Here is a 12,127-nt window from a genome sequence, read left to right on the forward strand (position 1 = left end):
CACGTGGCTTTCCTTCAGCCCTGCCCCGGTGATCTTTACGAAGGTGCAGTTCTTGCGCATCTCTTCCACGGTGGCGCAGCCGGTATACCCCATGGCCGCGCGCAGCCCGCCGATCAGCTGATGCACGACTGCCCCCGCCGCACCCTTGTAGGCGACCTGACCCTCGATCCCCTCGGGCACCAGCTTGTCGCTGGCCGCGTCCTTCTGGAAATAGCGGTCCGCCGAGCCGCGCGCCATGGCGCCGAGGCTGCCCATGCCGCGATAGGATTTGTAGCTGCGCCCTTGATAAAGGATCAGCTCGCCCGGGGATTCGTCGGTGCCCGCGATCATGGAGCCGACCATGGCGCAGGAGGCTCCCGCCGCGATGGCCTTGGCGAAGTCGCCCGAGAACTTGATGCCACCGTCGGCGATGACGGGAATGTCGCCGGCCGCAGCGGCGCAGTCCATGATGGCGGTCAGCTGCGGCACACCCACGCCCGCGACCATCCGCGTGGTACAGATGGAGCCGGGGCCGATACCGACCTTCACCGCATCGGCGCCTGCGTCGATCAGGGCGCGCGTGGCCTCCCCCGTGGCGACGTTGCCGGCCACGACCTGAACCTCGTTGCTGAGCGTCTTGGCCCGTTCGACGGCGCGTGCGACCCCTTCGGAATGGCCATGGGCGGTGTCGATCACGATCATGTCGACGCCTGCATCCACCAGCGCTTCGGAGCGTTCGAAGCCCGCGTCGCCGACGGTGGTCGCCGCCGCCACGCGCAGACGGCCCAGATCGTCCTTGCAGGCGGTGGGGTTGAGCACGGCCTGTTCGGTATCCTTCAGCGTCAGCAACCCGGTGAGCCTGCCGCCCGCGTCGGTGACGAGCAGTTTCTCGATCCGCCGTGCCTTCATCAGGCTGATCGCCTCTTCCCGGTCCGCCGGTTCATGCAGGATCGCGAGGTTGTCGCCCGTCATCATGACGGAAACCGGCGTCCTGTCGTCGGAGGCAAAGCGCATGTCGCGGTTGGTGACGATGCCCAGCACCCGGCCCGCGTCATCCACCACCGGAAAGCCCGTCACGTTATAGCGGGCCTGCAATTCCTTCGCATCGGCGAGGGTCTGGTCCGGGCGCAGGGTGATCGGGTTGTAGACGATGCCGCTTTCGAACCGCTTCACGCGGCGAACCTCTTCCGCCTGGGCGGCGATGTCGAGGTTGCGGTGGATCACCCCCATGCCGCCCGCTTGCGCCATGGCGATCGCCATGCGGCTTTCGGTCACGGTGTCCATGGCGGAACTGAGCAGCGGGATATTGAGCGCGATGGCGCGGGTCACGCGGGTGCGGGTGTCAGCCGTGGCCGGCAGCACCGACGAGGCGCCTGGCACCAGCAGCACGTCGTCGAAAGTCAGGGCCTCGCGAATCTCCATTTTGCACCTCGGTTTGCAGGGGGTCATGTGGGGTTCATTTGGCGGTTTGCTATTTCACGGAACCGGGCGGATGGAAAGGGGCAACGGTCCCGCGTGTTTTGTGGGGGCGGAACGCGCCGACAGACCGGGGCGCTGCCCCGGACCCCGAAGTATTTGGGATCATGAGAAGCACGAAAGCGCGCCATCTGCCGCGGCTGGCGCATTTTGTGACGCAGCCTACCTTTCGCCCGCCGCGCACCTGCCTATAGTGCGGCGAAATTATCGGGAAGAACGGCATGAGCGACGACCCCCTTGTGATCTTCACGCCTTCGGGCAAGCGCGGGCGCTTTCCGCGCGGCACCCCGGTGCTGGCGGCGGCCCGGCAACTGGGCGTGGATCTCGATTCCGTCTGTGGCGGGCGGGGCATCTGCTCCAAATGCCAGGTCACGCCGGGGTACGGCTCCTTCTCCAAGCATGGTGTGACCGTGCATGACGACGCATTGTCCGAGTGGAACAGCGTGGAGGCGCGCTACGACGAGAAGCGCGGGTTGCCACCGGGGCGGCGGCTGGGGTGCCAGGCCACCGTGCAGGGCGACGTGGTGATCGACGTCCCGCCCGAGAGCCAGGTACACAAGCAGGTCGTGCGCAAACGGGCCGAGGCGCGCGAGATCGTCCTCGATCCGTCCACCAAGCTTTTCTACGTGGAAGTGGCCGAGCCCGACATGCACGACCCTTCCGGCGATCTCGAACGTCTGCGGGAGGCGCTGCGGGTCCAGTGGGAGCTGGAGCATGTGACGGCAGATCTGCATATCCTTCAGAGCATGCAGCCCATCCTGCGCAAGGGAAACTGGAAGGTCACCGTGGCCGTGCATCTGGGCGATCACGAAAACGCGCCCCGGATCATGTGCATCTGGCCAGGCTATTACGACGGGACGGTTTACGGCCTTGCCGTCGACCTCGGCTCCACCACCATCGCGGCGCATCTGTGCGACCTGCGGACCGGAGAGGTCCTCGCCTCATCCGGGGTGATGAACCCCCAGATCCGCTTTGGCGAGGACCTGATGAGCCGGGTCAGCTATTCGATGATGAACCCAAGCGGCGCGCAGGAAATGACGCGGTCGGTGCGGGACGGCATGAATGCGCTTTTCCGGCAGATCGCCGAAGAGGCCGGGGTGGACCGGAACCTGATCGTCGACGTCGTCTTTGTCTGTAACCCCGTGATGCATCACCTCTTTCTGGGCATTGATCCGTTCGAGTTGGGTCAGGCGCCCTTTGCGCTGGCCACGTCCAACGCGCTGCGTCTGCGTTCCGACGACCTCGATCTGGAGATTCATCCCTCCGCCCGGGTCTATTTCCTGCCCTGCATCGCGGGACATGTGGGCGCCGATGCGGCGGCGGTCGCGCTCAGTGAGGCGCCGGATAAATCCGACGACCTCGTTCTCGTCGTCGACGTGGGCACCAATGCCGAGATCCTGCTGGGCAACCGCGAAAAGGTTCTGGCATGTTCCTCCCCCACCGGGCCCGCCTTCGAGGGGGCGCAGATATCCTCCGGCCAGCGGGCGGCGCCGGGGGCCATCGAACGGGTCGAGATTGACCCCGACACCAAGGTCGCCCGCTTCAAGGTGATCGGTTGCGACCTGTGGTCGGACGACCCGGCCTTTACTGAGGCGGTCGCCGCGACGGGGATCACCGGCATCTGCGGCTCCGGCATCATCGAGATGGTGGCGGAGATGCGCATGCATGGCATCGTGGACGCCTCCGGCCTGATCGGCAGCGCCGCGCAAACCGGGGCCGCCAACATCTTTGAAGACGGGCGCACCCACAGCTACCTGATCCACGACGGCACCGCCGATGGCGGGCCACGGATTACCGTGACCAACCGCGATATCCGGGAAATCCAGATGGCAAAGGCGGCGCTTTATTCCGGCGCGCGGCTGCTCATGGACAAGTTCGGCGTGGACAAGGTGGACCGCGTGGTACTGGCCGGCGCCTTCGGGGCGCATATCAGCGCGAAACACGCCATGGTGCTGGGCATGATCCCTGACGCGCCATTGGAAAAGGTCACATCGGCCGGGAATGCCGCGGGCACCGGGGCGCGGATCGCGCTGCTCAACACCCGGGCGCGGGCAGAGATCGAGGCGGTCGTGCGGGCCATCCACAAGGTGGAAACCGCCATCGAGCCGCGCTTTCAGGAGCATTTCGTCAATGCCTCCGCCATGCCCAATGCGGTTGAGCCCTTCCCCATTCTCAATGCGCTGGTGTCGCTGCCGAATGTTTCCTTCAACACGGGCGGCGACAGCGGCGGGGGCCGGGAAGGCCGCGGCGGGGGCGGCCGCCGCCGCAGGAGGGCGTGAGCCGATGACAGAGCGGCAGGACAACAGTGAACAGCAGGAATTCTGGTCCCGGCTCGCGGGGCCGAAATGGGTCGACCGGCAAGAGACGCTGGACGTGCTTTTTCAACCCGTCCTGGACGCGGTGCTGGAGGCCGCTGAGCTGCGCCCGGGCGATGATGTGCTGGACGTGGGCTGTGGCACTGGGGCCAGCACCATCGCCGCGGCCCGGGCCATCGGCTCCGGCAGCGCGGTCGGCATCGACATCGCGGGTCCGCTGCTGGACAGGGCGCGCGAACGCGCCGCCGCCTCGGATCTGGAGAACATGCGCTTTCTGCACGCCGATGCGGCGGCGCATGATTTTGGCAGTGAACGCTTTGACCGGCTGATTTCGCGTTTCGGGGTGATGTTCTTTGCCGATCCGGTGGCGGCCTTTGCGAATCTGCGGCAGGCATTGCAGCCGGGCGCGCGCCTGTCTCTGGGCGCCTGGGGGCAGATACCGCAGAATCCATTCTTCACCTTGCCCGCGCGGCTGGCAAAGGCCGTCATCGGCCCAACGCCCAAGAGCGATCCCGACGCGCCCGGCCCCTTTGCCTTCCGCGATCCCGAACGGGTGGAAGCGATACTGACGCAGGCGGGTTTCGCCGATGTCGCCTGCGACGTCCGGCAGATCGACCTCATCGCGCAGGAGAACGCGGCGCAAATGGCGGTACAGATGTGCGATATCGGCCCCGCGCATGCCACGCTGCGCCATTACGAGGCGTCGGAGGAGCAGAAAGCCGCCCTTCAAGCCGCATTGGAAGAGGCGCTGCACCCTTTCGAGAGGGAGGGCCGCATCCGTATCCCGGCGGAAATCAATATCTACACCGCACGCAACGCCTGATCGGCCCATCATGGGCGCAAAGGCGCGCCGACGATGATTTTGCCCGCTTGACGGCGAAGCCGCCGCGTCCTATCCGATACCCGGCGCGCGGGTATGGTGAAAAGGTATCACGGCAGCTTCCCAAGCTTTAGTTACGGGTTCGATTCCCGTTACCCGCTCCAGCTTCTTCGTCACTTCATCAGCACATCGCCGAACTCTTCGCGCAGGTTGCGCTTGAGCACCTTGCCGGTCGCGTTGCGGGGCAGCACGTCGGTAAAGACGACACGGTCGGGGATTTGCCACTTGGCGATCTTGCCTTCGAAAATGGCCAGCACCTCATCCTCCGCCGGGTCTTCGCCTTCGGCTTTCACGGCGACCAGCACGGGCCGTTCATCCCACTTTTCGTGTCGCGCCCCGATCACGGCGGCATCTGCCAGCTTGGGATGGGCGATGGCGATGTTTTCCAGCTCCACCGAACTGATCCATTCGCCACCCGATTTGATGATGTCCTTGGAGCGGTCCTTGATGGTGATATAGCCGTCTTCGTCCATCGTGGCGACATCGCCGGTGTCGAACCAGCCGTCGGTCAGGGTCTCTTCGCGGGTGGAGCGGAAATAGCTGTCGAGGATCCAGTGACCACGTGTCACGAGATCGCCCTGCGCCTTGCCGTCGTGGGGCATCGGCTTGCCGTCGTCGTCGAGAATTTCAAGCTCGACGCCGAAGACCGGGCGGCCCTGATTTTCGCGCAGGCGATGCTGTTCCGCCTCAGGCAACGCGCCATGCTTGGCGAGCGGCTTGTTGATCGTGCCGACGGGCGACATCTCGGTCATGCCCCATGCGTGTACCGTATCGACACCGTAGCGTTCGCGGAAGGTTTCGATCATCGAAGGCGGACAGGCCGAGCCACCGACGACGGTGCTCTGCAGGCTGGAAAGTTCCGAGCCGACCTTCTTCGCCTCCCCCAGCAGGCCCAGCCAGATCGTCGGCACCCCGAGCGCCATGGTGACCTTGTAGGTATCGATGAGACTGACGAGTGATGCGCCATCCAGCCCCGGCCCCGGCATGACCATGCGCGCGCCCACCATGGCGCAGGCATAGGGCGAGCCCCAGGCGTTGACGTGGAACATCGGCACCACGGGCAAGACCACGTCGCGCGCCTTGATTCCCACACTGTCGGCAATGTTGATGCCGAAGGAATGAAGCACCGTGGAACGGTGGGAATAAAGCACGCCCTTCGGATTGCCCGTAGTGCCTGAGGTGTAGCAGAGGCTGGAGGCGGTCAGTTCGTCCATCTCTGGCCAATCGTATTCCGGATCGCCTTCCGCGATCAGGTCGTCATAGAATTTCAGGCCGGGCAAGGCCTTGGCGGCTTCGTCGTCCGCGCCTTCCATGAGAACCAGATGTTCGAGGTGCTCCAACTGGTCGCGGATCCCGGCGATCAGGGGCACGAAGGTCTTGTCGATGAACAGGACCTTATCCTCGGCGTGATTCAGGATATAGACGAGCTGTTCGGGAAAGAGGCGTGGGTTGATCGTGTGGCAGACGAAACCGCCCCCCGAGGTGCCGAAATAGATTTCCAGATGCCGCCGGTTGTTCCATGCGATCGTGCCGCAGCGCGCCTGCGGGCCGAGACCGAGGCCCGTCAGCGCCGAAGCGAGCCTGCGGGAATTGCGGCCCACCTCGCGCCAGTTCGTCTCCTCCACGCCCCCGCCGGTATTGACCGAAACGATCTCCGCGCCGCCATGGTTCTTTTCGGCATGGGCGATCAGGTTCGAGATCAGGAGGGGTTTGGTCATCATCTGGCCGAGCATCTGGCATCCTTTCAAGGCATTTCGCGCCAGATTGGCCAATTGGCCCTGCCAGTGCAAGCGCCCTTGCGGAAGACTCTTCCGCTCTGCGCACCTCGGAGGGGGAAATGCCCTGCGGCGCGCTTTCGGCGGGCAGTGGTTTTCGCGCCCGATCCGGGCTAAGCCGGATGGAGCGGCGGGCGGTTCCGTGCCCTGCCTGTGACCCGTTCGCGAAGGAGATCGCCGATGACACCCCCTGCCTCCGCCTGCCGTATCCGCAGCCTCGAACAGGGCGACTGCCCGGGTTGGGACAGGCTCTATCAGGGCTATGCCGAATTCTACGGGGTGCCCCAAACGTCGCAGATGCGTGACACCGTATTCGGATGGCTGATGGATCCGTCGCATGAATGCGAAGGCCTCGTGGCGGAGGCGGAGGATGGAGAACTGCTCGGCCTGACCCATTTCCGGCCCTTCGCCAGCCCCCTGCGCGCGGTCACGAACTGCTTTCTCGACGATCTCTTCGTCACGCCGGAGGCCCGGGGCAGCGGCGCGGCGGCAGCCCTGATCGAAGAGGTCCGGCGCCGGGCGAGCGAACGCGGCTGGAAGGTCCTGCGCTGGATCACGGCGGATGACAATTACCGCGCGCGCGGGGTCTATGACAGGCTGGCGACGCGCACGGGGTGGATCACCTACGACATGGCCCCCTGACCGGGCTGCGTGACTGCAACGGTCCACGAGGGGCGCTGCCCCTCGCGCTCCCCGAAGTATTTGGGATCGTGAGAAAGGAAAAAAGATCTTCAGCCCCGGTGTCGGTGGATGAAGTCGATGAGCTGCGCGGTGGAGTCGCCCTTGCCCTCGGGCGGTGCCTTGCCTTCGACCATGGGTTCGAGCGCGGTCGCCAGTTCCTTGCCCAGTTCCACACCCCATTGATCGAAGGAATTGATGCCGAGGATCACCCCTTCGACAAAGACCCGGTGTTCATAGAGCGCGATGATCCGGCCCAGCGTGAAGGGATCGAGCAACGGGTATATCAGCGTCGTGGAGGGCCGGTTGCCGGGAAAGACCCGGTGTGCGGCCTGACGCTCCAGCTCCTCGCCCTCATGCCCCGCCTCGGCCATGAGCGCACGCGCTTCAGGTAGCGAGCGGCCCCGCATCAGCGCCTCGGACTGGGCGAGGCAATTGGCGAGCAGCAGGGTATGGTGATGTTCGAGCTCCGGCTCGTGGCCCTGCGCCGCCACCAGGAATTCGCAGGGTACGATGCGGGTCCCCTGATGCAGCAGCTGGTAGAAGGCGTGCTGGCCGTTGGTGCCCGCCGCCCCCCAGACGATGGGGCCCGTGTGCCGGGGGCCGACGCTGCCGTCCATCCGGGTGGATTTGCCGTTCGATTCCATTTCAAGCTGTTGCAGGTAGGCCGGAAGCAGGGAAAGCCGCTGGTCATAGGGCAGAACCGCTCGGGTGGCGCGGCCCCGGATCTGATTGTGCCAGATCCCCACCAGCGCCAGCAGCACCGGCATATTCTCTTGCAGTGCTGCGGCGCGAAAGTGCCTGTCCATCGCCTGCCCGCCGCGCAGGAAGGCATCGAAGGCGCGCGGGCCGATGGCGATCATCAGCGACAGCCCGATCGGCCCCCAGACGGAGTACCGCCCGCCAACCCAGTTTTCGAAACCGAACACATGCTCGGGCGGGATGCCGAAGCTTTCCGTCTTGTCGGTGGCGGAACTGAGCGCCGCGAACTGCGCCGCCGGGTCCCCGCCGCCGTCGGTCATCCACGCCCGCGCGGTGCGCGCGTTCGTCATCGTCTCGATCGTGGTGAAGGTCTTGGAGGCGACGATCACCAGCGTCCGTCGTGGATCGAGGGTGCGCAGCACGTCCGCGATATGGGCGCCATCGACGTTCGATACGAAATGGCAGCGCGGCCCGTCGTGATAGGGTGCCAGCGCCGCCACCGCCATGGCAGGGCCGAGGTCGGAGCCGCCGATCCCGATGTTGACCACATCGGTAATATCGCCGGAGCGGATGGTTTCCGCAAAATCGCGCATCGCCGCCAATGTGCGATGGACCCCGGGCATGACATCCTCACCCTCCACCTCGACGGCATCGCCGTCGAGATTGCGCAGCGCGGTATGCAGGACGGCGCGGCCTTCGGTCTCGTTTATCGACTGGCCGGAAAACATGGCCTCGCGCCGGGCTTCAACACCGGTCATATCGGCCAGATCCAGCAAAAGCTGCCGGGCTTGCTGATCGATGTCGGTCTTGGAGTAATCCAGCAGCATGTCTTCCGTCCGGACCGAAAACGCCGCTGCCCGTCCGGGCGTGTCGAAGAAGGACAGAAGGCTCCGATCCGCAATCGCCGCGGCCTTTTCGTCAAGCGCCTGCCAGATCTGTGCTGTGTTGGTCATGGGGCGTAGTGAACCTTTGCGTCTTCCAGCACCAATGCGATGGGGGCATCCTTCGGGCTCAGGCGGGCGGCGCGTTCCAGCGCGGCGCGCTTTTCTTTGCCGAAGACCACCAGATGCGTGGCAAGCGCCCCCTGCAGCACACGGCCCGAAAGGGTGACACGTTCGGTCGGTTGCCCCTCCGGTCGGACGGCGATCAGCGCCGGGGCGTGCTGGTCAAGCGCTTCCTCCAGTTCGGCCATGCCGGGAAAGAGCGACGCGGTGTGCATATCCGCCCCCATGCCTAACAGCAGGACCGATAGCGGCAATTCCGGCTCCAGCATCGGGGCGATGTCTTCGGCGGCCTCCTGCGCGGTCATGCCGTCACGGTAGAAGGGCATGAAACGGGCCGCCGCCGCATGTTCGGTGAGCAGCCGTTTGCGCACCAGTGCCGCATTGGACTGACCATCGCTTTCCGGCACCCAGCGTTCATCTGTCAGGAGCACCCGGACCGAGGACCAGTCAAGCCGGGTGCTGCTCAACATGTCGAAGATCGGGCCGGGCGTGGTACCGCCCGGCACTGCGAAGGTCGCCTTGTCATTGGCTGTCAGTACGTTCTTCAACTCGCCCGCCAGCACGTTCGCGACGCTCATGGCCAGCAATTCACGATCGGAATATTCTTTGAGGTTCATGGGGATACCTTTCGCCATTTGCGCCCGTCCCGGCGCATGAGTTCGAACGAATCCGTCGGACCATCGGTTCCGCTGTCATAGGGTTTGGGCACATCGTTGCGCGACTCCCACCCCTGGATGATCGGATCGGTCCAGGCCCATGCGGCCTCCACCTCGTCACCCCGCATGAAAAGGGTCTGGTTGCCGCGGATCACGTCCATCACGAGACGTTCGTAGGCATCCACCTGCTCCGCGCCATCCTCCCCCAAAGCTTCGGCGAAGGTCATGTCGAGCGGCACATCCACAAGCCGCATGCCACCCGGACCCGGCTCCTTGATGGTCACGCCCAGCGTGATCCCCTCGTTCGGTTGGAGACGGATCGACAGGACATTGCGGTGGCGTCCCGCCTCTTCGCCGAAGATGGAATGGGGGGTTTCCTTGAACACCACCGTGATCTCGGAGGACCGGGCTGACATGCGCTTGCCGGTGCGCAGGTAGAAAGGCGTGCCGGACCAGCGCCAGTTGCTGATATGGGTCTTGAGCGCCACGAAGCTTTCGGTGCGCGACCGGGCATCGCCGACCGCGGTCCTGTAGCCGGGCGCATTCGCTTCGTTGCAGGGTTCCGCTTGATATTGCCCGCGCGCGATATGATGCGGCAGCACCGGATCAAGCGCGCGAATGACCTTCAGCTTTTCGTCGCGCACGGGGTCCGGGTCGAACCGCGCGGGCGGTTCCATCGCGATGAGGCACAAAAGCTGCATCAGGTGGTTCTGCACCATGTCCCGCATTGCGCCTGCGCGGTCGTAATATTCGCCCCTGCCCCCAACGCCCACGGTTTCTGCCACGGTGATCTGGATGTGATCGACGTATTGCGCGTTCCACAGGGGTTCGAACAGCATGTTGCCGAAGCGCACGGCCATGAGGTTCTGCACCGTTTCCTTGCCGAGGTAATGATCGATCCGGTAAATCTGGGTTTCGTCGAAATAGGTGGCCAGCGTCCGGTTGAGGGCCTGCGCGGTTTCCAGATCCCGGCCAAAGGGCTTTTCCACGACGATGCGCGCGCTTTTGTCCGCCATGCCCCATTTCTGAAGCCGCTCTGCCAGTTCGCCGAAAAGCGAGGGCGAGACGGAGAAATAATAGGCCTCGATTCGGTCGCTGCCCGCCATGAGGGTTTGCAAGGCCTCCCAGCCCGATTCCCCCAGCGCGTCGATGGACACGTAGTCGACCTGCCCCAGAAACGCCTTGAGCTGATCCTTGCCTGCGCCGTTGTCACCATCGAATTCCGCGATCGCCTCCGCGACCATGTCGCGATAGCCCGCGCTGTCCATTTCCGTGCGTGCCGCGCCGATGATCCGTGCCGTGGGCGGCATCTGGCCCGCGCAGAAACGCCGGAACAGGCCCGGCAGGATCTTGCGCCGTGCCAGATCGCCCGTACCGCCAAAAATCACCAGATCGAATGGATCGACCGGTATCACGCGCGAAACCATTTTCACCCCCTTGCCGGTCGTGTGAACCGGATGTTCGCTCAAAATGTTAGCGCAAACATACGCGAAAACCGTACCTTCACAAGTCTGTGGGTCGACTAAACCTTCCTTTTGTTGGAGGCTCGGCTGACGTAGGACGATCACAAACCAATCCGACCGGCGAGGCAATACCATAGATGAAAGACATGGCACCTGCGAACGAGGGCAAGTTTCAGAACCCGAAGCTGACCGCCAAAGGTGAGCCGCGCGCCCAAGTTGAGTTGAGCAATGCCCAGACGCTCTGGTTCAATACGGGCACGCTCTGCAACATCGAATGCGCCAACTGCTACATCGCCTCAAGCCCCACGAACGATGCGCTTGTCTATATCTCGGCGGCGGAGGTGCGCGATTATCTCGACCAGATCGAGGAACGGGGATGGCCGGTGCGTGAAATCGGCTTTACCGGGGGCGAGCCTTTCATGAACCCCGAGATGATCGAGATTACTCGGGCCGCCCTTGAGCGCGGCTACGAAGTCCTGATTCTCACCAACGCCATGCGGCCCATGATGCGGAAGACCATGCAGGACGGTCTGCGCGCGCTGCAGGCCGACTATCCCGGCAAGATGACGCTGCGCATCTCGCTCGACCATTATGGCGCGAAGCTACACGATCTGGAACGCGGTGCAGGTGCCTTCGACAAGACGCTTGCAGGCATGGAATGGCTGCGCGACGCTGGCTTTACCATGGCCGTGGCGGGCCGGTCGGCCTTTGGCGACAGCGAGGCCGAAAGCCGCGCGGGCTATGCGGAATTCTTTGCCCGGCACGGGTTCGACATCGACGCGAAGGATCCGGGAATGACCGTGCTTTTCCCGGAGATGGACGAAAACGTCGAAGTGCCGGAGATTACGACCGCCTGCTGGGGCATCCTCGGCAAATCGCCCGATGCCGTGATGTGCGCCTCTTCCCGGATGGTGGTGAAACGCAAGGGTGCCGCGACCCCGGCGGTTCTGGCCTGCACGCTGCTGCCCTATTCGCCGGAGTTCGAACTGGGGACGACATTGGCAGAGGCCGAGCGGCCGGTGGCGCTCAACCATCCGCATTGCGCCAAGTTCTGTGTTCTGGGCGGGGCGAGCTGTTCGGCCTGACGGCTGCGGCCCATTTGCCCGTCAAAGGCGGATGATATGGCCGTCGCGGGGGTTTGCGCGCCCCTGCGCAAGCGAATCGTAGACCTCTGCCGCTTCTGAAAGCCCGTGATGGCT

Annotated in this window: 9 protein-coding genes and 1 tRNA gene; 5 read left to right on the forward strand and 5 right to left on the reverse strand. The window is 64.5% G+C overall.

Going from position 1 to position 12,127, the window contains the following annotated elements:
• Window positions 1–1,401: IMP dehydrogenase (gene guaB, locus A3764_RS13515; RefSeq protein ID WP_067951669.1), on the reverse strand; the 1,401-nt coding region annotated here is incomplete at its 3' end.
• Between the two features lie 275 nt (window positions 1,402–1,676).
• Between guaB and A3764_RS13520 the strand changes: the two genes are divergently transcribed.
• The 3 genes from A3764_RS13520 (at window position 1,677) to A3764_RS13530 (ending at window position 4,754) form a co-directional block, all read left to right on the forward strand.
• On the forward strand, window positions 1,677–3,734 hold the full coding sequence (locus tag A3764_RS13520; RefSeq protein ID WP_067951670.1) for an ASKHA domain-containing protein: 2,058 nt from the start codon (window positions 1,677–1,679) through the stop codon (window positions 3,732–3,734).
• 4 nt (window positions 3,735–3,738) lie between these two features.
• On the forward strand, window positions 3,739–4,593 hold the full coding sequence (locus A3764_RS13525; RefSeq protein WP_067921907.1) for a class I SAM-dependent methyltransferase: 855 nt from the start codon (window positions 3,739–3,741) through the stop codon (window positions 4,591–4,593).
• 87 nt (window positions 4,594–4,680) lie between these two features.
• A tRNA-Gly gene (locus A3764_RS13530) sits at window positions 4,681–4,754 on the forward strand.
• Between the two features lie 9 nt (window positions 4,755–4,763).
• Here the strand turns inward: A3764_RS13530 and A3764_RS13535 are convergent.
• Entirely contained in the window at window positions 4,764–6,383 is a 1,620-nt protein-coding gene (locus A3764_RS13535) for a long-chain-fatty-acid--CoA ligase (RefSeq protein ID WP_067921903.1), read from the reverse strand.
• A gap of 222 nt (window positions 6,384–6,605) precedes the next feature.
• Between A3764_RS13535 and A3764_RS13540 the strand changes: the two genes are divergently transcribed.
• Complete coding sequence (locus A3764_RS13540) at window positions 6,606–7,067, forward strand: GNAT family N-acetyltransferase (protein ID WP_067921900.1); 462 nt, start codon at window positions 6,606–6,608, stop codon at window positions 7,065–7,067.
• A gap of 89 nt (window positions 7,068–7,156) precedes the next feature.
• On the opposite strand, the gene pgi is transcribed toward A3764_RS13540, so the two are convergent.
• Genes pgi through zwf form a run of 3 tightly spaced genes read right to left on the reverse strand, consistent with a single transcriptional unit; the run spans window position 7,157 to window position 10,892 of the window.
• On the reverse strand, window positions 7,157–8,758 hold the full coding sequence (pgi, locus tag A3764_RS13545; protein WP_067921897.1) for a glucose-6-phosphate isomerase: 1,602 nt from the start codon (window positions 8,756–8,758) through the stop codon (window positions 7,157–7,159).
• The gene (gene pgl, locus A3764_RS13550) at window positions 8,755–9,426 is read right to left on the reverse strand and encodes a 6-phosphogluconolactonase (RefSeq protein WP_067921895.1); all 672 of its coding nucleotides are present in this window, start codon (window positions 9,424–9,426) and stop codon (window positions 8,755–8,757) included. The genes pgi and pgl overlap by 4 nt, the downstream gene beginning before the upstream one ends.
• Complete coding sequence (gene zwf / locus A3764_RS13555) at window positions 9,423–10,892, reverse strand: glucose-6-phosphate dehydrogenase (protein WP_067921889.1); 1,470 nt, start codon at window positions 10,890–10,892, stop codon at window positions 9,423–9,425. Before zwf ends, pgl begins: the two co-directional genes overlap by 4 nt.
• A gap of 173 nt (window positions 10,893–11,065) precedes the next feature.
• Here zwf and A3764_RS13560 point away from each other — a divergent pair, with 173 nt between their 5' ends.
• Window positions 11,066–12,013 (forward strand): radical SAM protein, encoded by a 948-nt coding sequence (locus A3764_RS13560; protein ID WP_067921886.1) that lies wholly within the window; start codon window positions 11,066–11,068, stop codon window positions 12,011–12,013.
• Window positions 12,014–12,127 lie beyond the last annotated feature (114 nt).

This window comes from Sulfitobacter sp. HI0129 (genome assembly GCF_001635395.1).
GTDB lineage: Bacteria > Pseudomonadota > Alphaproteobacteria > Rhodobacterales > Rhodobacteraceae > Sulfitobacter.

Excerpts from the sequence above, each read along its gene's own strand:
- pgl (WP_067921895.1), bottom strand. The coding sequence starts at position 9,426 with ATGAACCTCAAAGAATATTCCGATCGTGAATTGCTGGCCATGAGCGTC.
- A3764_RS13535 (WP_067921903.1), bottom strand. The coding sequence starts at position 6,383 with ATGCTCGGCCAGATGATGACCAAACCCCTCCTGATCTCGAACCTGATC.
- A3764_RS13560 (WP_067921886.1), top strand. The coding sequence starts at position 11,066 with ATGAAAGACATGGCACCTGCGAACGAGGGCAAGTTTCAGAACCCGAAG.
- zwf (WP_067921889.1), bottom strand. The coding sequence starts at position 10,892 with ATGGTTTCGCGCGTGATACCGGTCGATCCATTCGATCTGGTGATTTTT.
- A3764_RS13525 (WP_067921907.1), top strand. The coding sequence starts at position 3,739 with ATGACAGAGCGGCAGGACAACAGTGAACAGCAGGAATTCTGGTCCCGG.
- pgi (WP_067921897.1), bottom strand. The coding sequence starts at position 8,758 with ATGACCAACACAGCACAGATCTGGCAGGCGCTTGACGAAAAGGCCGCG.
- A3764_RS13520 (WP_067951670.1), top strand. The coding sequence starts at position 1,677 with ATGAGCGACGACCCCCTTGTGATCTTCACGCCTTCGGGCAAGCGCGGG.
- A3764_RS13540 (WP_067921900.1), top strand. The coding sequence starts at position 6,606 with ATGACACCCCCTGCCTCCGCCTGCCGTATCCGCAGCCTCGAACAGGGC.